Origin of the sequence: Sinorhizobium terangae, assembly GCF_029714365.1 — a bacterium.
Lineage (GTDB): Bacteria > Pseudomonadota > Alphaproteobacteria > Rhizobiales > Rhizobiaceae > Sinorhizobium > Sinorhizobium terangae.
The window spans coordinates 1,319,590-1,342,708 of sequence record NZ_CP121660.1 but is presented as its reverse complement, the minus strand read 5'-3'; the positions used below and the strand labels follow the sequence as shown (position 1 = coordinate 1,342,708).

Genomic DNA, 23,119 nt, shown 5'->3' with positions numbered 1-23,119 from the left:
CTTTCACGATCCGTCCAAAGACGCACACAAGCGGCCGATCTGCCGCCCGGTCGTCAGCGTATGTCCCTCAGTTTGGCAGCATGTCCTGCAGGCGGAGGAGCGCGATCCTTTCCACCTGACGGCATGCGGTCTCGAATTCGGCTTTGCGGTCGTTGCCGATCCGGTTCTCGAATGCGGCGAGGATCTCGTCCTTGCGCCGTCCCTTGACGGCCATGATGAAGGGAAAGCCGAACTTTTCGACATAGGCGCTGTTGAGCGTCGTGAATCGCTCGCGCTCGCCATCCGTCAGCGCGTCGAGACCGGCCGAGGCCTGCTCGTTGGTTGAGCTTTCGGTGAGGCGCTTGGCCAGGGCGAGCTTGCCGGCAAGGTCCGGGTGTGCATTGAGAACCGCCAAACGCTCCTCGTCAGTGGCGCTGCGAAAGATGTGGACGAGTGCGGCGTGCAGGCCGATCGCCGTATCGTTGGCAGGCGAAAGTTCGCCGGCGAAGGCGCGTTTGGCAATCCACTTCGAATGTTCGAAGACGCCGCCGAAACGGGCAATGAAGTCTTCTTCGGAAATCCGGGAGGGTCGGTCGTTATCGGCCTCGAAGGGGTAGGTCGTTGCCCAATGGCGGGCAATGTCGATGCGGCGGGCAAGCCAGACCTTCTCCTGCCCCTTCACATAATCGAGGAAGCGGGCGAGTGCGGCGATCCGGCCCGGCCGGCCCGCGAGGCGGCAGTGGAGGCCGATGCTCATCATTTTCGGCGATCCGGCGGCGCCCTCTGCGTAGAGAACGTCGAAGCTGTCCTTTAGATAGCTGAAGAACTGGTCGCCGCTATTGAACCCCTGAGCTGTCGCAAAGCGCATGTCGTTGGCGTCGAGCGTGTAGGGAATCACGAGCTGATGCTTGCCGTCGTGCTCATGCCAGTAAGGGAGGTCGTCGGCGTAGGAATCCGAGACATAGTCGAAGCCGCCGGCCTCGGTTACCAGATCAAGCGTGTTTTCCGAGCAGCGGCCGGTGTACCAGCCACGCGGCCGCTCGCCGGTGACGATCGTGTGGAGGCGGATCGCCTCGGCGATATCGGCTCGCTCCCTTTCGACGCTGAAATCCTTGTGCTCGATCCATTTCAGCCCATGCGAGGCAATCTCCCAACCGGCCTTCTGCATCGCGGCGACCTGGGCGGGCGATCGCTTGAGCGCCGTTGCCACGCCATAGACGGTGGCGGGCACCTCGCGATCCATGAACAGGCGGTGCAGGCGCCAGAAGCCGGCACGGGCGCCATATTCGTAGATCGACTCCATGTTCCAGTGGCGCTGACCCGGCCAGGCTTGGGCGCCGACGATCTCCGACAGAAAGGCCTCCGATGCGGCATCGCCATGCAGCACGCAGTTTTCGCCGCCCTCCTCATAGTTGATCACGAATTGGACGGCGATCCGCGCTTCGTCCGGCCAGACCGCGCGGGGATTTGGGCCGTGGCCGTGAAGATCGCGGGGATATCTCATGAAAGCAGTTCCTCCAGACATTGTCTCTCAGCACAATTCGTAGCGAGAAAGCCGCCGCCTCATTCCCCCCAAAAAATTTGAAAGTCTCGAAGGCTGAGGCCGCTACACAAGCGCATCTCCTCTCCGGATACTGTGCAATGGAAAGCTGACTTCGGGAGGAGCGAACGCATGCAATCTCAAGGTGGAAACGCCGGCCGCCTGACGACCCACGTGCTGGACACGGCAAGCGGCAAGCCGGCCAGCAACCTGCGCATCGAACTCTACCGGTTCGATGGCGAGCGGGCGGAGCATCTCCTCTCCACGAGGACCAACGACGACGGCCGCTGCGATCAACCGCTGCTTGCCGGCGAGCGCATGGAAAGCGGCACCTACGAGCTGCGTTTCCACGTCGGCGAATATATCGGCCCGGCCGCAGAGCGCGGCGCAAATCCATTTCTGGACATCATTCCGATCCGCTTCGGGATCGCCGACGAGAAGGCGCACTATCACGTGCCGCTTCTGCTTTCGCCCTATGGCTACTCGACCTACCGCGGGAGCTGACCGGCCATGACCACTGAAATCCGCAACACCATCCGTTTCCTGCTGAACGACCGGCTCGTCGAGCTTGCCGATGTTTCTCCGGTTCAGACCCTGCTCGATTTCCTGCGCATCGACCGCAATCTGCGCGGAACCAAGGAGGGCTGCGCCGAGGGCGACTGCGGCGCCTGCACCGTACTCGTCGGCCGGCTCCTTAACGGTCAATTGAACTACGAATCCATCAACGCCTGCATCCGTTTTGTCGGCTCGCTCGACGGCTGTCATGTCGTCACCGTCGATGCGCTGGCTCAGCCGAACGGCCCGCTTCACCCGGTGCAGCAGGCGATGGTCGATACGCACGCCTCGCAGTGCGGCTTCTGCACGCCGGGCTTTGTCATGTCGCTCTATGGCCTCTGGATGGAAAATCCGAAGCCGAGCGTCCAGGAGATCGAAAAGGCGCTGCAGGGCAATCTCTGTCGCTGCACCGGCTATGCGGCGATCATTCGAGCCGCGGAAGCGGTTTCATCGATTGGCGAGGTCGGAAAAGACCCGCTCGTCGCGGAGCGTGAAAATATCGCCAGGCAGCTTGCCGCGCTTCGGGATGGCTGCCGGGTCGTGATCGGCAAGGAGGCTGAGCGCTTCGTGCTGCCGGCCTCTGTCGATGACTTTGCCGCCGTCCTCGAATCCGATCCCAAGGCGACGATCGTTGCCGGCTCGACCGATGTCGGTCTCTGGGTGACGAAGTTCATGCGCGACATCGCGCCGGTGATACACATCTCGCATCTCGAAGAGCTGCGCCGGATTTCCGTCGATGGCGACGCCATCACGCTCGGGGCCGGTGTCAGCTATACCGAAGCATATCCGATGATCGTCGAGCACTTCCCGCAGATGCGGGAACTCTGGGATCGGATCGGCGGCCAGCAGGTGCGCAACATGGGCACCGTCGGCGGCAACATCGCCAATGGTTCGCCGATCGGCGACACGCCGCCGGCGCTGATCGCGCTCGGCGCGTCGGTGACGCTGCGCAAGAGCGCACGGCGTCGGACCCTGCCGCTCGAGGCTTTCTTTGTCGAATACGGAAAGCAGGATCGCGAACCCGGCGAATTCGTCGAAACCGTCCGCATCCCGTTCCTCGATGAAGGGGCCCCCTTTGCCGTCTATAAGGTGACGAAGCGCCTGGACGAAGACATTTCCGCTGTTTGCGGTGCCTTTCGTGTGACGTTCGATGATCAGGGCAAGATCGCCGACGCGACGATCGCTTTCGGCGGAATGGCCGGCACGCCCAAGCGCGCCTCAAAGGTGGAGGCGGCGCTCAAAGGGGCGGATTGGACCGACGCCACGATTGAAGCCGCCGTTGGCGCGTTTGCAGAGGATTTCACGCCACTGACCGATTGGCGCGCCTCGGCCGAATACCGCATGCTCGTGGCGAAGAACCTGCTCCGCCGCTTTTACCTGGAAACGCGGGAAGCCGGACGCGTCCGGCTCGATCGCGCCGTCGCCGTCGCGGTTTAGGGAGGTTTGAGCCATGAATGTGATGCAGCCCATCGACCGCATCCGCGGTGGCGTTCACGAGAAGGAAAAACACGAGTCGGGCCACAAGCATGTCTCGGGCACGGCCGAATATATCGACGACATTCTTGAGCCTGCCGGGACATTGCACGCCTATCTCGGCCTTTCCGCCCGGGCGCACGCGGAAATCCTGTCGATCGACTTCGCGGATGTGAACGCCAGCGCCGGCGTCGTCGGCATTCTGACGGCGGACGATATTCCCGGCGAAAATGACATCAGCCCCGCGCACAAGCATGACGATCCGGTTTTTGCGACCCGCAAGGTCGAGTTTCATGGCCAGCCGATCTTCGCCGTGATCGCGACATCGCGCGATGCCGCGCGACGGGCGGCGGCAAAGGCAAACATCGATTATCGCGACCTGCCGCATGTTACGGACGTCAAGGAGGCTGTGGCGGCGAATTATCCGCTTGTGATCGACCCGCTGAAGCTCGAGCGCGGCGACATCGATGCCGGCTTCGCCAAGGCAAGGAACGTCGTTCAGGGTGAGATGCGGATCGGCGGCCAGGATCATTTCTACCTGGAGGGCCATATTTCCTTCGCGATCCCCGGCGAGGACGACGAAGTAACCGTCTACGCCTCGACCCAGCATCCGAGCGAGACGCAGCACATGGTCGCCCAGGTACTGGGCGTGCCCTCGAACGCGGTGACGGTCAATGTCCGGCGCATGGGCGGCGGCTTCGGCGGCAAGGAGACGCAGGCGAACCTCTTTGCGGCGGTCGCTGCTGTTGCCGCGCGAAAATATCGCCGGGCCGTCAAGATCCGCCCCGACCGCGACGACGACATGACGGCGACCGGCAAGCGCCACGATTTCCATGTCGACTACAAGATCGGGTTTGACGATGAGGGCCGGATCGAGGCGGTCGACGCCGTCTTTGCCGCGCGCTGCGGCTTTTCGGCAGACCTCTCCGGTCCGGTGACGGACCGCGCACTTTTCCATGCCGACAACTGCTATTTCTATCCGAACGTCCGGCTGCGCTCTCGGCCGATGAAGACCAATACGGTGTCGAATACCGCCTTCCGCGGTTTCGGCGGACCGCAGGGCATGGTCGGCGGCGAGCGGATGATCGAGGATATCGCCTACACGCTCGGCAAGGATCCGCTCGAGATCCGCAAGCTTAACTTCTATGGTGGCGAGGGCCGCAACCTGACGCCCTATCACCAGATGGTGGAAGACAACATCATCGGGCGGATCATCGAGGAGCTCGAAACCTCGGCGGACTATGCCGCTCGGCGTGAGGCCGTTCTCGCCTTCAACCACGAGAATCATGTGATCAAACGCGGCATTGCGCTGACGCCGGTGAAGTTCGGCATTTCCTTCACCAAGACGGAGTACAACCAGGCCGGCGCTCTCGTCCATGTCTACACCGACGGCTCGATCCATCTGAACCATGGCGGAACCGAGATGGGGCAGGGGCTCTACACCAAGGTCGCCCAGGTCGTGGCCGACGAATTCCAGGTCGACCTCGACCGGATCAAGGTGACCGCGACCTCCACCGGCAAGGTGCCGAACACCTCGGCGACAGCCGCCTCGTCCGGCTCGGATCTGAACGGCATGGCAGCCGCTAATGCCGCCCAGCAGATCAAGGCGCGGCTCGTCAGCTTTGCGGCGGAACGCTTTGGCGTCAGCGAAGCGGACGTCGCCTTCGAGCCGAACGTGGTGCGGATCGGCGCCGAGCGCGTTTCCTTCCATGATTTCATCAAGATGGCCTACACGGCGCGCGTTCAGCTTTCGGCTGCCGGCTTTTACAAGACGCCGAAGATCCACTGGAACCGCTCCGAAGGCCGCGGTCGGCCGTTCTACTACTACGCTTACGGCGCCTCCTGCTCCGAGGTCAGCGTCGACACGCTGACCGGCGAATACCAGATCGATCGTACCGACATCATCCACGACGTCGGCAAGTCGCTCAATCCGGCGCTCGACCTCGGTCAGGTGGAGGGCGCCTTCGTCCAAGGCATGGGCTGGCTGACGACCGAAGAACTCTGGTGGGATGCGAAGGGCCGGCTGCGTACCCACGCGCCATCGACCTACAAGATCCCGCTCGCCTCCGACCGGCCGCGGATCTTCAACGTGCGCTTGGCCGAATGGTCGGTTAACCGGGAGGAGACGATCCGCCGCTCCAAGGCGGTCGGGGAACCACCCTTCATGTTGGGCATTTCCGTTCTAGAGGCTATATCAATGGCAGCGGCGAGTGTCGCGGGATATCGTATCCCGCCGCGGATCGATGCCCCGGCGACGCCCGAGCGCGTGCTGATGGCGATCGAGCGGCTGCGCGGGAACGTAGCAACGGAGACAACGCGGTAGCATTGAATGCGGCGCATGGCCGGCCGGACGTCGAGCCATGCGCGGAAGCAGGAACCACGAACATGCTGGCGAGCAGAGAGGATATCCGAGCTTTCTTGAACCGAGAAGCGCTCTCGATTCTCGTCGAGGTGGCCGTCGCGGCCGGCTCGACCCCTCGCGATACGGATGCCTGGATGCTCGTCTCGAAGGATCGCACCTTCGCCACGATCGGCGGCGGCCAGCTGGAATATATGGCGATCGATCACGCGCGGAAGCTCCTCCAGGGAGCGAGCGCGGATTACGAGCTGACGATCCCGCTTGGCCCCGAGATCGGCCAATGCTGTGGCGGTCGCGTAGCGCTCGCCTTCAAGGCGGTCGACAGGCAAACCCAAGCGGCACTGATCGAGCGCAGCGATCGCGAGATCGCCCGGAGGCCGCATGTCTATGTCTTCGGCGCTGGCCATGTCGGCGATGCACTCGCCATGGCGCTCTCGTTGGTCCCGGTCCGAACCATCCTCGTCGATACGCGCGAGCAGGAGCTTTCGGCTGTCGATGTGCCCGGGATCGAGACCTGCCTCACGGCGATGCCGGAGGCGGTGGTGCGCGATGCCCCGGCGCGAAGCGCTTTCGTCATTCTCACCCACGACCATGCGCTGGATTTCCTGATCGCCGCCGAAGCGCTCGGTCGCGAGGATGCCTGCTACGTCGGCATGATCGGCTCGAAGACCAAGCGCGCCACGTTCAAGAGCTGGCTTTCGCGGGAAATAGAACGTCCGGAGCTTTTCGACAGGCTCGTCTGTCCGATCGGCGGGACGGCGGTCAAGGACAAGCGGCCGGCCGTCATCGCCGCGCTTGCCGCCGCCGAAATCATCACGGCCGCCCTGAACCACGATCACCCGAAAGACGATGCACCGTCGCGCAAACGGCGAAAGCCGGTCAGGGCGTGAGGCAGGTCAAACGGGGCTCTCGCTCTGCGCGCCAGGCCGAGGCCGGATGGCGCAATTAGCGCATCGGCCCGAAAATCGGACCCGATTTTCGGAAAGCACGATGCTGGAATCAAAGAGTTACAGCGTCCTTTGTGCGTCCTAAAGGACGCACGGCGCTGTAAGGCGCGCTCGGAGGGCAGAACCGGCAGTTTCTTCATGAGCCAGTCGGCTCCGATTACACCGGAACGAGGAAGGCAACTGCGAAGCCGCGCAGCAGGTCCGCCACGGGAAGTCGACGCTGAGGCTCGACGACGTCGCCCGTGGCGAGATTGCGCATCTGCACGAGATCGCGGCCATCCGGCCATACAAGAAAGGTGTCCTTCCAAAGTCCGGGGAGAACGGAGAGCCGATCCCCGTCCGTATGGCGGAAGATGAGGCGCGGGACGAGCGTGATCGAGAAGTCGTCGTCGGTGTGGCGCATGAAGGCGGCGGCGTGGCGAGAGGCGGAACCTCGCAGTTGCAAGGGGAGGTAGCCACCCTTCGCAAAAAGGTTCGAGCCCCTGTTTCGACGATAGTTCAGGCATATCCCGATCAGTGACTGCTTACAGTCTTCGAAATTATTCGCGGTCGGCACGCGCGGCAGTTCGGGGAGCGTGGGACGTGGCGAAAAAGGCCGGCGGTTATCGGGGTCGACGAGGCTGAAGTCGAGACATTCGCTGCCCTGATAAATATCCGGGACTCCCGGTGCGGTCAGTTTGACCAACGTTTGTGAGAGGCTGTTGATCAAACCGGCCTGAATGAAGGGCCGTGCCGTTGCCTCGAAACTTTCGAGAAATGCTCGGTTCCGCAAGTCGAGGAGGTCGGAGAGGAACCCCGTCACCGCCGTTTCGTAGCCCTCGTCCGGAGACTCCCAGGTCGTCCTCAGCTTTGCTTCCCGAAGCGCCTTGATGGCAAAGTCACAAAGACGCTCCCGCAGAGAGGAAAGATCGTCGTCATCGGGAGAGGGCTTGATGGGCCATATACCGAGCAGGCTCTGGTACAGAAACTGCTCCACGGAGGCTTCCGGCGCGTCGCTGCCCGGGAGGTGGCGGATCCGCTCGGCATTCATCTCGCGCCAGTGCGCGACCGAAGCTGCCCAGACATCCGGCGCCTCGCTGATCGCGTAAAGGCGGGCGCGTGCGTCCTCGCCGCGCTTGGTGTCATGCGTCGACGTTGCCGAAAGGCTGTTTTGCATATTGCGTGCACGATCCTGCATCATCTCATGAAAGCGGTCGACGCCGCCTGGCCTCCAGAAGGGATCGGCTCCCACTTCATTTGCGGCGAGATAATCGGTCATCCTGTAGAAGAAGGTGTCCTCGACCGCCTTGGCCATGACGGCGCCGCTCAACTGCTGAAAGCGCGTCCGGAACTCGGATTGCAATTCCGGGTGCGCAAAGCCGCTCTTCGACTTCAGCGCGGCAATGACCAGGGCTATTTCGGCATCGGCGGTGGGGGCAGCGGCCACTGCCTTCAACTCCATTTCGTCCAGGATCCGGCAATCGCGCTCGGTTGTGCCGCGGCTGCTGACATAGGTCCGATAGACCGGCAGTTCTGCCACGAGCTGACGAATGGCTTCGGCACTGCGGCCGGTATCCGGCGATGAACCGTCGTTGTTCCCCATGTGGACGGCAAGTCTGGTCAGCCGCATGACCTCGGCATTGAAGTTATGATTTAACACCTGCAGCTTGCATTCCAGGACTGCTTTCCTCACCACCGATCTGCGTCCCTCACTCGAAAGCCCGGAAGAAGGCTGCTCGTTGGTCAGGAGCTCCGCCAGTGCGGAGATGAACTCGTAGCCCGTGCTGCCCTCAACCGGCCACTCCTGCGGCAGTGCTTCGTTCGCCTCCAATATTTTCTCGACGACGATGTAGGTGCTGTTGCCGACGAGTTGCCGCAACCGATGAAGATAGGCTTCGGGATCGGCAAGGCCGTCGACGTGATCGACCCGTAATCCGTCAATCAGGCCCTGCTTGATCAAATCGAGAGTCAGTCTATGGGTGTCCGTGAAAACGGTCGGGTCCTCGACACGCATGCCGACGAGACCGGCGATCTCGAAGAACCGGCGATAGCTCAGTTGGTCTCGCGCCGTCTTCCAGCTTGTAAGCCGCCAGCTCTGCATCTGGTGCAGCCGCTGCAGATGATCCTTGTCGGCGGAGAGCCGTTCGAGAAATTCGTCCAGCTCGGCGGCGACCGCGGGCGTCTTCACGATCGAGGAAACGTCGGAATGAAGATGTGTGGCTCCACTCGGCCCGGCCGCTCCGGCAATGGCCGCGATCCTCTCGAGAGCGGGGTTTGCTTCCTTGAGAATTGCGGGATAGGTGGCCGGATTGAGCGGGTACAGCGCGTCGTAATATTTGAGCGCCAGGCAATTGCGCTTGCGGTCGAAGGCGAGCCGGACGTTGCCGGCGGCGAGCTCTTCTTCGAAAGACCGTCCGAGGAAGGGCAGGGTGAGAGGCGACTGCCGGTCGACGTCGAAATGACCGGCAAAGGCGCTGGAGCGGCCCGATTCAATGACGCTGTGCCACCAATCGTTGTCGAGGCTTGCGGCCATGTGGTTCGGCACAATGTCGAGAATAATCCCCAGCCCGTTGGCTTTCAGTTCGCCGACCAGCTGCAACAATCCCTTTCGACCGCCCAAAGCTGGATCGATCTCGTTGAAGTCGACGATATCGTAGCCGTGCGTCGAGCCAGGAACGGCGGTAAATATCGGCGAGGCGTAAAGATGGGATATGCCGAGGCGGACGAGATGAGGGACCAACTCCACAGCTTTTGCGAAGTCCATCCCGTTTCGAAATTGCAGGCGGTAAGTTGCGTTGGGCGGTTGCATCGCGGGTTTGAATCCTGTGCCGGCTCAACACGATTTATCGCCTTTTTGTTCCGGCGACAGGAACCTGAAATCGGCTGTCCCACTCGCGGGCTATGAAGCATGCTTGGAAGGATCTGGCCGCCGGGCTGGCGCAACCGGTTGTCCTGACCGGAAAGCAATCGGCTCTTTGAGCTCACCCAGTTCTGGAGGGAAACCGTTAGGCACCTTCCCGGAGTTGCTTCAAAAGCGGACGATATGCTGAGACTCTCCTGAAAACTCGGCTGCCTAAACCGAAATTATTACCTTTGGGGCGGCTTGGCTAAGCAGAAATAACCCATTCGGGCTGCTTTTCGTTGTCTAGCTTGATGTTACATTGTCAAGTGCGGACTTTTCCGTGCGTCGTGTGGTTGAAGACTTAGAGAAATAGCTTTGTCAGTTCGCTGTTATATATGCGGACACGCATTAACGACATAAACGGAAGCTTTTTAGACTAAGCAATTTTACTTCGAGCGGTTCTCTTTGCGCGTAATTCGGAATGAGCCCCGCTTAATGTTCTGCAGCACCTGCGATGAATGGAAGCCCGCCGACCCGACGATCGGAAACATCGTGAAAACAAGGAGCGTGCAATGAACAGGCTGAGACGCATTCTTACCCTATCGACGGCTCTCGCGCTGGTGACGACGTTCGCGGCCCCATTTGCAACTGCGGTCGCATACGCGGATGGCGGCGGCTACGACGGCGGTAGCAGCGATGGTGGGGGCAGCGGCGACGGCGATGGGGGTGGCGGTGACGGTGACGGCAGCGGCGGCGGCGATGGGGACGGCAGCGGCGGCGGCGATGGCGACGGCGACGGTGACGGCGGCGGCGATGGGGACGGCGACGGCGGCGGAGACGGTGATGGAGACGGCGACGGCGATGGGGACGGCGACGGAGACGGTGACGGCGGCGGCAATGGCCACGGCCATGGCCCGAAGGGCAACAACGGCTTCGGCAACGGCGGCGGTGACGGGGTACCCGGCAAATCCGGCAAGACCGACGTTAATCGATAAAACGCGGAAATGTGAGGGCGGTCGCTTGCAGGAGGACCGCCCTCCTTTGTTCGAAGCACCGAAGCGGGAAGAGCGCGAAGCGACCCCGCCGGAGTCGACGTGGAAGACCTGACGCCTGCTCGGGGTGTCAGCTGTGTCGTGCGTTTGGATTAAGCAAAAATTGGTACGTTCTGAGCGACCAGAATGCAGTACATAACCCCTTTGGGTTGTTTCTACTTGACCCTCCTGGTGATAAATTAGCAGTTGCGAATGTATAGCTTATTGCAAGTGCGCAGTGTCTGGCGATGTAAATTGGACGTGCTTGCATGCTCGCACGCCGAGTAGGGGCGTGTCATAAGGATAAAAAAGGCCCCTGAGCGAATTGCGTACAATTCAAGCTCTAGCTCGAGTGACTTGTGCTTATACAAGCAATTTTCGGGTAATTTTTTGCTTTAGTTTAAGCGTATCGCGGCGGACGGTAGTCCGCTGTTCCTGCAACCGTGGAGAAACCACGAGGGAGGGCGCAATGAACAAGCTAAGACGCATTCTTATCCTTTCAACGGCATTGGCGCTGGTGGCACCGTTCGCTACCCCTTCCGCGATAGATATCGCCAAGGCCGACGAGAAACGCGACAAAGGTCGCCGTGATTCGCATCGCGAGCGCGTTCGTGATGGTAAGCGCGGCGATGCCGATCATCATCATGATGATGATGATGATGATGATGATGACGACGACGATGATGACGACGACGACGACGATGACGACGATGATGACGACGACGATGACGATGACGATGATGACGATGATGACGACGACTGACAGCGTGCCCGGGTAAATCCAACAACCGTCATTGATCGTTAACGGGCAGAACATTTGGGAGGGCGGTCGCTCACAAGAGCGCGCCCTCCCTCTTCTTTCCAGCTGCTGCACGATTCCTTAAATCGGAATCGATTTAAGGATAAAATCATGCAGCAAATCAAAGTGCTACAGCGATCTTTGCGCGTCCGATTGGACGCGCGGCGCTGTAATGCGTGTCGCCCAAAAGTGTGCGTCGGTTTTGGGACAACGACATGCATAAAAGCAATGACCTAAAGCGCGTCGCATGAGTCCGATTGAACGCGATGCGCTTTAGTTCAGATTTGCCGTCAGCAAGTCCGGGGCGACCGCGCGTGCGATAGGACGCAAGCAGCGAAATGCGCCGGCATTCGCCGAGCATTATGCGGCCTTCCAGTGTCGACGGAAAATCGCCCGCCAAATGTCATGCTAGCAATTTGCCGATCAGCCGCTGGCAGCGCTCGGCCATGAAGTCGATGATCAGCCGTACCTTTGGATCCTGGAAACGTTTGTGCGGATAGATCGCCGCCAGCTGCGCACTGAGCGGCGGTGTATCCTGCAGGATCGGGACCAGGACGCCTTCATTGATGTACTGCTTCACCTCGAACAGCGGCTTGTTGATGATCCCGCGGCCGTCGAGCGCCCATTGCGTCAGCACGTCGCCGTCGTCGGAATCATAGGGGCCGCTCACCTCGAACTTGCGCACGCCGTCGGGCGTCTGCAGCGTCCAGTAGTATTCCTTGGAGCCGGGATAGCGCAGCAGCAGACAGTCGTGATGTTCGGTGATGAGCTCATCGGGAGTAGCCGGTGTGCCGCGCCGCTCGAAATAGGCAGGCGCGCCGCAGACCACCCGATCGCAGTTCATGATGCCGCGCATGCGCAGGTTCGAATCCTCAAGAATGCCGAGCTTGAACGCAACGTCGACACCTTCGCTCAAGATATCGATATTGTGGTCGGAGAGGCGCAGGCGCACCTCGATATCCGGATATTTGTCGTGGAACTCCGGAATGCCGGAGGCAATCAGCCGGCGACCGATGCCAAGCGGCGCGGTGATGCGAAGCGCCCCTTTCGGATTGCGCGAGAGATCGGCGATGGCGCTTTCGGCCTCGTTCACGGCCTCGAGAATTTTGACGGCGCCGTCATAGAAGACGCGCCCGTGCTCCGTCGGCGTCAGCTTGCGGGTCGTGCGGTTGAAGAGGCGAACGCCCATATGCCGCTCCAACTCCTTTATCCGGTTGCTGGCAACCGCAGGCGTCACCCGCTGGTCGCGCCCTGCGGCCGACAGCGTTCCGAGTTCCACGACACGCACGAAAACGCGTACATTATCGAGATAAGACATGCCTCCCGCCTATGCTCCTCCGATGCCGACCGGCGCGCTTCAGCGTGCGAAAGGTCGTTTTAACGCTTTGAATTTCTGCACAATTTTATTCCCAAATCGACTCCGATTTAACGGGCCATGCAGTAGCGTATCCGCGCTCCTTCGATTTTATAGTTTTTTTTGAAAGAGTTGGTGGTCGCGCGGCGTTCTCCCCTGCCCAAGCAATGACACATAATGCCGCCCAGAAAAATGGGAGAGCTGCATGTATGAATTTGCCATTGCCTGGGACTGGCTGACATTTGCCGTGAGATGGCTGCATGTCATCACCGGCATCGCCTGGATCGGTTCGTCCTTCTACTTCGTCGCGCTCGACCTTGGCTTGAGACAGCGGCAGGGCCTGCCGGTCGGCGCCTATGGCGAGGAATGGCAGGTCCACGGTGGCGGCTTCTATCACATCCAGAAATATCTGGTGGCGCCGGAAAACATGCCCGAGCACCTGATCTGGTTCAAATGGGAGTCCTACGTCACCTGGCTTTCCGGCTTCGGAATGCTTGCCCTTGTCTACTATGCCGGTGCCGACCTCTATCTGATCGATCCGAACGTACTCGACGTGTCGAAGCCGACGGCGATCGCCATTTCGCTCGCCTCGCTTGTTTTCGGCTGGCTCGCCTATGACACCGTCTGTCGCTCGCCGCTCGGCAACGACAACACCCGGCTGATGGTGCTGCTCTATTTCGTGCTTGTGGGTGTTGCCTGGGGCTACACCCAGCTCTTCACCGGCCGGGCCGCCTATCTGCATCTCGGCGCCTTCACGGCGACGATCATGTCGGCGAACGTGTTCTTCATCATCATTCCGAACCAGAAGAAGGTCGTTGCCGATCTGATCGCGGGCCGGACGCCCGATCCGGCGCTCGGCAAGCAGGCAAAGCAGCGCTCGACCCACAACAACTACCTGACGCTGCCCGTTCTGTTCCTGATGCTGTCGAACCACTATCCGCTGGCCTTCGGCACCCAGTACAACTGGATGATCGCTTCGCTCGTCTTCCTGATGGGGGTCACGATCCGCCACTGGTTCAACACCCGGCACGCCCGCAAGGGCAGCCCGACCTGGACCTGGCTCGTCACCGCTGTGCTCTTCATCGTGATCATGTGGCTCTCGACCGTGCCCAAGATTCTTTCCCAAGGCGGCGAAGCCCAAGCTTCAACGGCCGAACAGTCCGTTGTCGCGTCGGCGGACTTCGAAAAGGTGCGCGACACCGTGCTCGGCCGCTGCTCCATGTGCCATGCCAAGGAGCCCGGCTGGGAGGGGCTCATCGTGCCGCCGAAGGGCGTCGTCCTGGAAAACGACGGCGAAATCGTCGCGCATGCCCGCGAAATCTATCTGCAGGCCGGGCGCTCGCATGCCATGCCGCCCGCCAATGTTACCGGTATAACCGAAGAAGAACGCCGCCTGCTGGTCTCCTGGTATGAAACGGCGGTGAAGGAAGGAAAGCTTCAATGAGCGAGTTGCTGATCCGTGGCCGGGTGCTGACCTTCGTCAAGGAGCCCGAGGGCATCGATGACACCGCTTCCTACCGCTTTTTCGAGGATGGCGCCGTGCTTGTCCGGAATGGCAAGGTCGCCGGTGTCGGTGCCCATGCTGACGTCGCGAAACAGGCGGGCGACGGCGTGAAGGTCGCCGATCATCGTCCCCATCTCGTCCTGCCCGGTCTTATCGACACGCATCTGCACTTCCCGCAGACGCAGGCGATCGCCTCCTACGGAGCGCAGCTTCTGGAGTGGCTGAACACCTATATCTTCGTCGAAGAGCAGAAGTTCAAAGCGCCTGAGCATGCGGCCTTCATCGCCGGCCGCTTCATGGACGAATTGCTCGCCAACGGCACCACGACGGCGGTCGCCTACTGCTCCGTGCATCCGGAAAGCGTCGATGCCTTCTTCAACGCGGCAGAGGCGCGCAACATGCGGATGGTCGGCGGCAAGGTGATGATGGACCGCAACGCACCGGAGGCACTCACCGACACGCCTGAGAAGGGCTATGAGGAGACCAAGCGCCTGATCGCCAAATGGCATGGCCGTGGTCGGGCGCATTATGCGATCAGCCCGCGTTTCGCTATTACCTCGACGCCCGGGCAGATGGAGATGAGCCGGGCGCTCGTGGCGGAACATCCGGACTGTTACGTCCAGACGCATCTTTCGGAAAACAAGGACGAGATCGCCTTCGCAACCTCGCTTTATCCGCAGGCGAAGGACTACACGGATATCTACGCGCGCTATGATCTTCTCGGTCGCAAGACGCTGCTCGGCCATTGCATCCATCTGAGCGACCGCGAGATATCCGTGCTGGCCGAGACCGGAGCGGTCGGCGTGTTCTGCCCGACGTCCAATCTCTTCCTCGGCAGCGGCTTGTTCGACCGCGATCGCTTCGACAGGCTCGGCGCCCGCTATTCGGTTGCGACCGATGTCGGCGCTGGAACGAGCTTCTCGATGCTGGAGACCATGGACGAGGCCTACAAGGTGCTGCATCTCCAGGGCCAGCGGCTTTCGCCGCTCAACTCTTTCTACATGATGACGCTGGGTAACGCCCGCGCGCTCGATCTCGAGCATTGCATTGGCTCGCTCCACGTCGGCGCCGACGCGGACATCGTCGTTCTCGACAGCCGCGCGAAACCCGCGATGGAGCTCCGGATGCAGGTGGCGTCTTCGCTGACCGAGGAGCTTTTCATCCTACAGACGATGGGCGACGATCGCTCGGTGGCCGAAGTTTATGTCGCCGGCAAGCCGATGAAGTGCGGTGCTCGCGGGGCGTCTGCGCCCGCCCCTTCGGCGAGGATGTTTGAAACCGCCTGATCTCGATCGTAAAAATGACCGCGCCGGCCGGGACTTGTGTTCCGGCCGGCTATCGTTTTCCAGCTGCTTGCCGCTCGCGGCACCGGTCAAAGCGTCGGCCGTTTCTCGTGCCGCGGACAATGGGCTTTTCATCCGTCATCCAGCGGAAAGGCCGATATCGATATGCGGCGATCGTCACTCGATATTTTTAAAGCCAATGCCGCGTCGGCCCCGATCGATCGCAACAGAGCGCCGGTCGTGGCTTAAGCTCCCCATGGGAAATCGAAGTTCCATTGCATCGTCGGAAGGACGAACTCACAAGGGCGGAGAGCTCGTTGCTGCCAAGGAATGCCGTCATATTCGCGGATAGACGCGTGCGCGCGCTGGCGATCTCTCTAATTTCTCCAATGAATTCAAAACTATAACGCAGACCAAAGAAAAAGCTATCGCTAAGCTAAAGCGAATGTTCTGGACGCGACGCCAGTGCCGTCGAATGCTGCGCACAACAGAGCATCGCAGCAAAGCCGAGTATGTCGGCAAATGAACGGTGCTCCAAAGCTGTGGTCAAGGGAGGTCAATTTTGGGCGAGCAATACGTCTGTAAGTCGTTCGAATTCAAGGAAGGTGAACGGCGGATCATCCGGATCGGCGATGATGAAATTGGCGTGTTCAGGCACGAGGGCGAATTTTTCGCCTATAGCAATTACTGCGTTCACCAGGGTGGACCGGCTTGCGAAGGGCTGATCATCGCGCGGGTCGAGGAGCGCCTACGACCTGACAAGACATCAATGGGGCTCTTCTTTTCCGAGAAGGACATGAGCTTCGCCTGTCCCTGGCATGGCTATGAATATGACATGCGCACCGGCCAGCACATTGCCGACCGAAGGGTCCGCTTGCGCAAATATGAAGTCCTGCAGAAGGGGGAGGATATCTATGTCGTCGTCTGAACGCATGGTCGCCGCCTGTGAGCCTGATGCGGCGGAAAAGGTGGCCTTCGTGAAGGCTGTTTTCAAAGGCATCGAATCTGGAACCGAAGCGGCGCGGATCGTGGAGCGCAAGAAGCAGGGTGAGGCAGGGGCCGCGCCGCAGGTCGAGATATTGCGCCGGATTCCGGCGCAGCCATCACCTGAATCTCAGCCCCTCCATCAATTGTCTGCTTCGATGCTGGCAGTTGCGGCCGAGATCGAGCAGGCCGTTTCAGATGATGATCCAGGCTGCATCGATGTTCGCGCACAGCAGGCGCTCATGGGTGCGCTTTGTCGGCTCTATGCGGCAAATGATGAACGGGGCAATCATTTTGACGCGCTGAGCGAACAGACGACGGTGACCGCAACCGATGCAATGGTTCTGTGCGGTGCGCTGCTCAAAGCCGTCGATCTGCAGGTGTTCGAGCTCGCTCTTTGGCAGAGCTGGAGTTCGCGATAGCCCGCAGCTTGCCCCAGTCAGACACTCTCATTGAAAGCGATGCTACCATGGACCTTATATCCGATCGCGGCCGCCGCGTGCCAATCGAAGACCTCAACACGACCAGGCTACTCGACCATGCAGCCAAGCAGGCGCGTGACCGCAGATATGAAGATGTGCTGATCGTAGATTGCGATGCGCATCATTACGAGAATGAGAATCTCTCCGAGATCATCCCCTTTATGGAAAACGAGGTCTTCAAACAGCTCTCGCTTTCCAGCCGCACCAAAGGACGCGGCCATATTTCGCCGGTCGGCTACGGCTGGCAGGACATGGGTGGGCGGGTAACCCGCTATCCCATGCGGTCCTCGGAGAAGACGCCCGTCGAGAAGGGACCGAAGCGGGATGTCGAGCTCGGCTTCCGCTGGATGGACGCAATGGGGGTCGACTATTCATGCCTTTTCCCGACAGGCATGCTGAACATCGGCCTGCATCCCCAGAAGGAGATGGAGTTCGAACTGTCCTGGGCCTATGCCCGCTGGGTGACCGAGAAAGTCCTGCCGGAATCGCAGGGTCGTATGTACACGATGCTGGGCCTGCCTTTCAGCGATCCGGAAGGCTGTCTGCGCATGGTGGAGACCTTCGGCGACCGCAAGGGCGTGGGCGGTTTCATGGTCACTTCCGTTCGAGAGAAGATGGCCGTCTATGACAACGCCTATATGAAGCTCTACCGGGCTCTGGAAGAACGTGGGCTTGCGCTTGCTTTCCATTCGGGGCCGAATTGGAACTCTTCGACCTTCCAAAGCTGCAATCGCTTTATTTCCGCGCACGCTCTCGGCTTTAGCTGGTTCAGCATCCTGCACTGCACCAACTGGGTCGTGAACGGAATGGGCGAGCGTTTCCCCAAGCTGCCGGTTATCTGGATTGAATCCGGGCTCGCATGGATCCCCTTCCTCATGCAGAAGCTCGACCACGAATTCATGCTCCGCCCCTCGGAATGTCCGCTTCTGAAGAAGAAACCATCGGACTACATGCGGGACATGTTCTATTCCACCCAGCCGATGGAGATCCAGGATATGCAGGCCCTGGAAACGACGTTCCGGATGATGAATGCCGAAACGCAGCTGATGTATGCCTCGGATTATCCTCACTGGGATTTCGACCTGCCGTCGACCATCTGGGATCTCCCTTTCCTAAGCGACAAGGCGAAGCACAACATCATCGGTGGAACGGCGGCCCGCCTTTTCAAGCTGGAGCCGCGCAACGAGGCTCAGCGGCAGAACCTGATCAAATATGGAAATTATCGGGGCTCGGCGGCCACGTCGCCGGCGCGGCGATCGGAATCGATCCAACCCGCTCTTTGATGGGCTAACGATCGTCGGTCGGGCTGATGTGGGAGGAATGGAAGTAATGGGAGATATCGTTTTCCCGGCGGAGCGCGGACTCTTCTACGGCGGCAGCTGGCACGCTCCCGTCAAGGGCGGAGTGAAACACAGCATCAGCCCGGCAACCGGCGAGAACCTCGGACCGGTTCCGGAAGCGACCCTCGAAGATGCGGAACTGGCGATTGCTGCGGCGCAGGAAGGTTTTGAAGAATGGCGCAAAGTCCTGCCGCTTGAGCGGGGCAAGATCATGAAGGAAGCGGCGGCCGTCATTCGCCGCCACGGGCCGGAGCTGACCTTGCTCGATGCGGTCGATGGCGGCAATCCGATGACACCGATGGTCAAGGATGCGGTCTCGGCCGTCCAAAGATTTGAGTTTTTCGCGGGTCTGGTGACCGAGATGAAGGGAGCGTCGATCCCGGTTGGCCCGGATGCCGTAAACTTCTCGGTACGAGAACCGCTCGGTATCGTGGCCAGAATTACGGCATTCAATCATCCGTTCCAGTTCTGCGCGAGCAAGATCGCCTCCGCCTTGGCAGCCGGCAACGCCGTCATCCTGAAGCCGTCCGAGCAGGCGCCATTGTCAGGGCTCCGTCTGGCAGAATTGATCGGCCCGCTTTTCCCTGCCGGCACGCTCAATGTGCTGACCGGCGGTCGCGAGCTTGGCCAGGTCTTGTCATCGCATCCATCGATTGCGGCCGTCTCGCTCGTTGGCAGCGTACCGACTGGCCGAGCGGTGATGCGTTCGGCAGCCGACACTCTCAAGAAGGTGGCGCTGGAGCTTGGAGGCAAGAACGCGCTCATCGCCTTTCCGGATGCCGATCCGGATCGTGTGGCGGCGGCAGCCGTCGCCGGCATGAATTACGCCTGGTGCGGCCAATCCTGCGGCTCGATGAGCCGCCTCTTCCTGCATGATGCCATTCATGACGAAGTTGTTGAGCGCATTGGCAAATATATCAGCCGCTTCAAGCCTGGCCTGCCAACCGACCCTGCAACGACCATGGGGTCGCTGATCAGCCGCGCGCATTACGAAAAGGTTCTTGGCTTCATCGAAACCGGCAAGTCGGAGGGCGCGCGCGTCGTCTATGGCGGCAAACGACCCGATGATCCGGAGCTTGCCGAAGGCTGCTTTATAGAGCCGACGGTCTTCGTCGACGTAAAGCAATCGATGCGTATCGCGATGGAAGAGATCTTCGGTCCGGTGCAGTCGGTCATCCGGTGGTCTGACGAGCAAGCCATGCTGAAAGACGTCAATTGCGTCGAATACGGGCTGACATCATCGATCTACACCAACGACCTCGAAAAGGCGCACCGGACGGCGGCGGCCGTTCAGGCTGGCTACATTTGGGTAAACAGCACCAGCCGGCACGTGCTCGGGGCGCCCTTCGGCGGCTACAAGCAGTCTGGACTGGGACGCGAGGAGTGTCTCGAGGAACTGCTTGCCGCGACACAGGAGAAGAACATCAACATCCACTTCTCCGGGGCACGGGCGCAAATGGCTTCATGAGCCGTTGCCCCATGGGGCGAAGTGGCGCCGTCCATGACGTGTCCGTCGTCACTTGAAAAGACGTGAGCGTGCAGCGCGGTCGGATTGGATCTGCGCGGCCGGCGAGGCTTGCCGTTTGGAGGAATTGGCTGGTTGGGCAGCCACGTTGCCGAAGTTTTGCGGCAACATTGCAGAGCGAAAGGGAGGAGTTCAATGAGCATTTATCCGAGAGGCATCGCAGTTGGTGCCGCTCTCCTCGCATGTGGATGGGCAACGATTGCCACGGCGCAATCAGGGCCAGAATACTTCAATGGTAAGACGGTCAATTATATCATCGCGACTGAACCCGGCGGTGGTTATGACACCTATGGCCGGCTGGTCTGCGAGTTCATGCAGAAACATCTGCCGGGTTCGACCTTTGTCGTGCGCAATATGCCCGGGGCCGGCAACCTGCTTGGCGCGAATTACATCGCCGCGTCGAGCCCGGACGGCTTGACGATCGGCAGCTTCAACACGGGGCTCGTCTACAGCCAGCTCTCTGGGAATGAAGGCGTCAGGTTCGACCTTACGAAGATGTCGTGGATCGGCAAGGCAGCCTCGGACCCGCGTGTCGTTGTGGTCGCGGCTGATGCCAATATCAAGGATTTCAAGGAACTGCAGAATCTCGACAAGAAGCTGAAGTTCTCCACATCGGGAGCAGGCAGTGCGTCCGAGGTCAATACAACGATCCTTGTTAGCGCATTGAAGCTGCCGATTGATGTCATCAGCGGCTACAGCGGCAATGACGACCAGCTCGCCATCATGCGGGGCGAAGTACAGGGTGTGATCAGCTCTCGGTCGAGCTTCGAACCCTTCGTCAAGGAAGGCCATGGCAAGTTCCTTGCGCAGATTGGTGGCTCGGATACCGATGTTCCTCAGTTGGCAACCTTGGTTGACAACAAGGAAGCGCAAAAGGCCATCGCACTCGTCGAATCGCAGAGCGACATCTCGCGCCTTACCGTCGGTCCGGAGGGAATTCCTGACGACATCTTGAAGACGTTGCGGGACGCTTATTCTGCAGCGATATCCGATCCGGAATTCATCGCCAAAGCCAACAAGCTCGGCCTGCCGCTCGACCCGGCCGTTGGTGATGAGGTCGCTAATCTGGTCAAGAAGGCACTCGATCAATCGCCGGAAATGGTCGACTTCTTGAAGCACGCACTCAAGAAGGACTGACCGGCAAATGCCTATGTGGGGCGGCGGTCCTCCGCCGCTCACTTCTTGTCAAAGGAGCGGAATGCATGACGATGCAGGAGAAGGTTGACCCGAAGGCCAAGGCGCTGGAGGAGAGCGAAAGTGCCGCACCATCCGGATGGCAGTCCGATGTGATCGCCGATCTGATCAAGCAATACGGCTTTCCCTTCATCACGCTCAATCCAGGCGCCAGTTATCGCGGTCTGCACGACTCGCTTGTCAATCACAATGGCAATGCGCCGGAAATGCTGGTCTGCCTGCATGAAAAAATCGCCGTCGAGATCGCGCATGGCTATGCCAAGGCCACGGGGAAGCCGCTTGCTGTGATCGTCCACAACGTTGTCGGTCTGCTTCATGCGACGCTCGGCGTCTATACCGCCTATACTGACCGTGCGCCGGTTTTCCTGATCGGCGCCACCGGCCCGATGGACGAGGGAAAGCGGCGTCCGCGTGTCGATTGGGCTCATACGGCCAATGTCCAGGGCACCCAGGTGCGCGACTATGTCAAGTGGGATTACCAGCCGGGTGGCATCGACGGTGTCGTCGACAGTTTCGCCCGCGCCTATTCGATCATGATGACGGAGCCGCGCGGTCCGATCTATATGGTCTATGATGCCGCGCTGCAGGAAGCGCCGCTTGCCGCGCCGGTTACCTTGCCGTCGCCGGCTTCGGCAACGGTGCCGAGCCGCATGGCGCCCGATCCGAAAGCGTTGGAAGAGGCTGCCGACCGCCTCGTTTCGGCCGAATGGCCGGTGTTGCTGCCGCAATATGTAGGCTGCGACCCGAACGGCTTTTCCAATATGGTCGCGCTTGCCGAGGCGCTCGGTGCACCCGTCGTTGATACGCAATGGCGACTGAACTTCCCGACCGAGCATCCACTCGACATGCGTATGAACAAGGATGTCTTCAAAGAGGCCGATCTTATCACCTTGCTCGATTGCCGGGACTGGGAGCGGCCGACCCATGTCAACGACCGGATCAACCGTACGCTGCAACCACTTTTCCCGAAGGGATGCGAGTGGCTGGACATCGGCTTTGCCGATATCGAGATTTCCAAATGGGCAGCCGATTGTCAGCGCTATCCCGACTGTTCGCAGCGGCTGCTTGCCGATCCGGCCCTTGCAATGCCGGCGCTCACCTCGCTGATTTCAGAACGTTCCAGGGAAGATAGAAGGCTTGCAAGGCGTATCGAGGAGCGGTCGAACGCGGTGGCCAGGATGCATGATGCCCAGCGCGCGAAATGGCGCGAGGAAGCGCTTGAGAACTGGAATGCGAGCCCGATTACACTGCCGCGCCTAGCAACTGAGGTGTGGGCGAAGATCAGGTATGAGGACTGGGTCCTGACGACGAACCCGTTCGAAGACTGGGCGCCCAAACTCTGGGATTTCGAAAAGCATTATCGCTGGACGGGCAGAGGTCTGGGGCCCGGAACACAAATCGGGCTTTCTCTCGGCATCGCTCTCGCACATCGTGGCACTGGACGCCTCGTCGTCAATTGCCAGACAGACGGCGATCTGCTCTTCGATGTCGGTGCGCTTTGGTTCGCCGCCAAGCACAAAGTGCCGTTCCTCTGCGTCATGCACAACAACCGCGCCTATTACAATGATTGGGAACACCAGGTGACCGTGGCCGAACAGCGCGGGACGCCGGTCAACCGCGCTCATATCGGCATGGACCTGTTTGATCCTGCGCCCGATTTTGCAACGCTGGCCCGAGGGTGCGGCTGGTATGCCGAAGGCCCGATCGAGGATCCGGCAGACGTCGGCCCGGCGCTGGAGCGTGCGATCGCCAAAGTGAAAAGCGGCGTTCCCGCGCTGATCGACACGATTACCCAATTCACCGGTTGAGCAGGCGTTCATTTGACGCTTGTCAAGAAAGGCGCATGCGTGAAAGATACGCGTGCGCCGTAGTCTTGATTAAAGGGGCGGACTGATCCCTCAAGTGCGGACGAAACAATGTCGTCACACTTCGGGAGGGCTGCGGCATAA

17 protein-coding genes are annotated in these 23,119 nt (G+C 60.4%); 13 read left to right on the top strand and 4 right to left on the bottom strand.

The window, feature by feature from the left end:
• Nucleotides 1-67: 67 nt before the first annotated feature.
• Entirely contained in the window at nucleotides 68-1,483 is a 1,416-nt protein-coding gene (gene puuE / locus QA637_RS24890; RefSeq protein WP_283065343.1) for an allantoinase PuuE, read from the bottom strand.
• Between the two features lie 168 nt (nucleotides 1,484-1,651).
• Between puuE and uraH the strand changes: the two genes are divergently transcribed.
• From uraH to xdhC, 4 genes are all read left to right on the top strand, one after another.
• The gene (gene uraH / locus QA637_RS24885) at nucleotides 1,652-2,023 is read left to right on the top strand and encodes a hydroxyisourate hydrolase (protein WP_283065341.1); all 372 of its coding nucleotides are present in this window, start codon (nucleotides 1,652-1,654) and stop codon (nucleotides 2,021-2,023) included.
• Nucleotides 2,024-2,029: 6 nt separating this feature from the next.
• On the top strand, nucleotides 2,030-3,511 hold the full coding sequence (gene xdhA / locus QA637_RS24880) for a xanthine dehydrogenase small subunit (protein ID WP_283065340.1): 1,482 nt from the start codon (nucleotides 2,030-2,032) through the stop codon (nucleotides 3,509-3,511).
• Between the two features lie 13 nt (nucleotides 3,512-3,524).
• Nucleotides 3,525-5,870 carry a xanthine dehydrogenase molybdopterin binding subunit gene (xdhB, locus tag QA637_RS24875; protein WP_283065338.1) on the top strand — a complete coding sequence of 782 codons (2,346 nt, stop codon included), beginning with the start codon at nucleotides 3,525-3,527 and terminating at the stop codon, nucleotides 5,868-5,870.
• A gap of 65 nt (nucleotides 5,871-5,935) precedes the next feature.
• Nucleotides 5,936-6,796, top strand: a complete 861-nt coding sequence (gene xdhC, locus QA637_RS24870; protein WP_283067340.1) for a xanthine dehydrogenase accessory protein XdhC — start codon at nucleotides 5,936-5,938, stop codon at nucleotides 6,794-6,796.
• A 214-nt stretch (nucleotides 6,797-7,010) separates the two neighbouring features.
• Here the strand turns inward: xdhC and QA637_RS24865 are convergent, their stop codons facing one another.
• Nucleotides 7,011-9,641, bottom strand: coding sequence for a malto-oligosyltrehalose synthase (locus QA637_RS24865; RefSeq protein ID WP_283065336.1), 2,631 nt, complete (start codon nucleotides 9,639-9,641; stop codon nucleotides 7,011-7,013).
• 605 nt (nucleotides 9,642-10,246) lie between these two features.
• On the opposite strand from QA637_RS24865, the gene QA637_RS24860 reads away from it, so the two are divergent.
• Complete coding sequence (locus QA637_RS24860; RefSeq protein WP_184108686.1) at nucleotides 10,247-10,669, top strand: hypothetical protein; 423 nt, start codon at nucleotides 10,247-10,249, stop codon at nucleotides 10,667-10,669.
• A gap of 535 nt (nucleotides 10,670-11,204) precedes the next feature.
• Here QA637_RS24860 and QA637_RS24855 read toward each other — a convergent pair.
• A complete protein-coding gene (locus QA637_RS24855; protein ID WP_283065335.1) occupies nucleotides 11,205-11,522 on the bottom strand; it encodes a hypothetical protein in 318 nt (105 codons plus the stop codon).
• Between the two features lie 385 nt (nucleotides 11,523-11,907).
• On the bottom strand, nucleotides 11,908-12,822 hold the full coding sequence (locus QA637_RS24850; protein WP_153439597.1) for a LysR family transcriptional regulator: 915 nt from the start codon (nucleotides 12,820-12,822) through the stop codon (nucleotides 11,908-11,910).
• 241 nt (nucleotides 12,823-13,063) lie between these two features.
• Here QA637_RS24850 and QA637_RS24845 point away from each other — a divergent pair, with 241 nt between their 5' ends.
• The 8 genes from QA637_RS24845 to QA637_RS24810 all read left to right on the top strand — a co-directional run bounded on the left by QA637_RS24845 (nucleotide 13,064) and on the right by QA637_RS24810 (nucleotide 22,978).
• Nucleotides 13,064-14,302, top strand: a complete 1,239-nt coding sequence (locus tag QA637_RS24845) for a urate hydroxylase PuuD (protein ID WP_153439596.1) — start codon at nucleotides 13,064-13,066, stop codon at nucleotides 14,300-14,302.
• Nucleotides 14,299-15,648: a guanine deaminase gene (gene guaD / locus QA637_RS24840; protein ID WP_283065334.1), complete on the top strand. Its 1,350-nt coding sequence runs from the start codon at nucleotides 14,299-14,301 to the stop codon at nucleotides 15,646-15,648. Before QA637_RS24845 ends, guaD begins: the two co-directional genes overlap by 4 nt.
• A gap of 559 nt (nucleotides 15,649-16,207) precedes the next feature.
• On the top strand, nucleotides 16,208-16,573 hold the full coding sequence (locus tag QA637_RS24835) for a Rieske (2Fe-2S) protein (RefSeq protein ID WP_283065332.1): 366 nt from the start codon (nucleotides 16,208-16,210) through the stop codon (nucleotides 16,571-16,573).
• The gene (locus QA637_RS24830; protein ID WP_283065330.1) at nucleotides 16,560-17,051 is read left to right on the top strand and encodes a hypothetical protein; all 492 of its coding nucleotides are present in this window, start codon (nucleotides 16,560-16,562) and stop codon (nucleotides 17,049-17,051) included. The genes QA637_RS24835 and QA637_RS24830 overlap by 14 nt, the downstream gene beginning before the upstream one ends.
• Before the next feature lie 47 nt (nucleotides 17,052-17,098).
• Nucleotides 17,099-18,394: an amidohydrolase family protein gene (locus tag QA637_RS24825; RefSeq protein WP_283065329.1), complete on the top strand. Its 1,296-nt coding sequence runs from the start codon at nucleotides 17,099-17,101 to the stop codon at nucleotides 18,392-18,394.
• A gap of 46 nt (nucleotides 18,395-18,440) precedes the next feature.
• Nucleotides 18,441-19,919: an aldehyde dehydrogenase family protein gene (locus QA637_RS24820; RefSeq protein WP_283065327.1), complete on the top strand. Its 1,479-nt coding sequence runs from the start codon at nucleotides 18,441-18,443 to the stop codon at nucleotides 19,917-19,919.
• A gap of 192 nt (nucleotides 19,920-20,111) precedes the next feature.
• A complete protein-coding gene (locus QA637_RS24815; RefSeq protein WP_283065326.1) occupies nucleotides 20,112-21,113 on the top strand; it encodes a Bug family tripartite tricarboxylate transporter substrate binding protein in 1,002 nt (333 codons plus the stop codon).
• 65 nt (nucleotides 21,114-21,178) lie between these two features.
• Nucleotides 21,179-22,978, top strand: coding sequence for a thiamine pyrophosphate-binding protein (locus tag QA637_RS24810; RefSeq protein WP_283065325.1), 1,800 nt, complete (start codon nucleotides 21,179-21,181; stop codon nucleotides 22,976-22,978).
• Nucleotides 22,979-23,119: the final 141 nt, after the last annotated feature.

Coding starts and splice junctions, on each gene's coding strand:
- QA637_RS24820 (WP_283065327.1), top strand. CDS start 18,441: ATGGGAGATATCGTTTTCCCGGCGGAGCGCGGACTCTTCTACGGCGGC.
- QA637_RS24825 (WP_283065329.1), top strand. CDS start 17,099: ATGGACCTTATATCCGATCGCGGCCGCCGCGTGCCAATCGAAGACCTC.
- QA637_RS24810 (WP_283065325.1), top strand. CDS start 21,179: ATGACGATGCAGGAGAAGGTTGACCCGAAGGCCAAGGCGCTGGAGGAG.
- QA637_RS24860 (WP_184108686.1), top strand. CDS start 10,247: ATGAACAGGCTGAGACGCATTCTTACCCTATCGACGGCTCTCGCGCTG.
- QA637_RS24855 (WP_283065335.1), bottom strand. CDS start 11,522: ATGTTCTGCCCGTTAACGATCAATGACGGTTGTTGGATTTACCCGGGC.
- QA637_RS24865 (WP_283065336.1), bottom strand. CDS start 9,641: ATGCAACCGCCCAACGCAACTTACCGCCTGCAATTTCGAAACGGGATG.
- QA637_RS24815 (WP_283065326.1), top strand. CDS start 20,112: ATGAGCATTTATCCGAGAGGCATCGCAGTTGGTGCCGCTCTCCTCGCA.
- xdhA (WP_283065340.1), top strand. CDS start 2,030: ATGACCACTGAAATCCGCAACACCATCCGTTTCCTGCTGAACGACCGG.
- guaD (WP_283065334.1), top strand. CDS start 14,299: ATGAGCGAGTTGCTGATCCGTGGCCGGGTGCTGACCTTCGTCAAGGAG.
- QA637_RS24830 (WP_283065330.1), top strand. CDS start 16,560: ATGTCGTCGTCTGAACGCATGGTCGCCGCCTGTGAGCCTGATGCGGCG.
- uraH (WP_283065341.1), top strand. CDS start 1,652: ATGCAATCTCAAGGTGGAAACGCCGGCCGCCTGACGACCCACGTGCTG.
- QA637_RS24845 (WP_153439596.1), top strand. CDS start 13,064: ATGTATGAATTTGCCATTGCCTGGGACTGGCTGACATTTGCCGTGAGA.
- puuE (WP_283065343.1), bottom strand. CDS start 1,483: ATGAGATATCCCCGCGATCTTCACGGCCACGGCCCAAATCCCCGCGCG.
- xdhB (WP_283065338.1), top strand. CDS start 3,525: ATGAATGTGATGCAGCCCATCGACCGCATCCGCGGTGGCGTTCACGAG.
- QA637_RS24850 (WP_153439597.1), bottom strand. CDS start 12,822: ATGTCTTATCTCGATAATGTACGCGTTTTCGTGCGTGTCGTGGAACTC.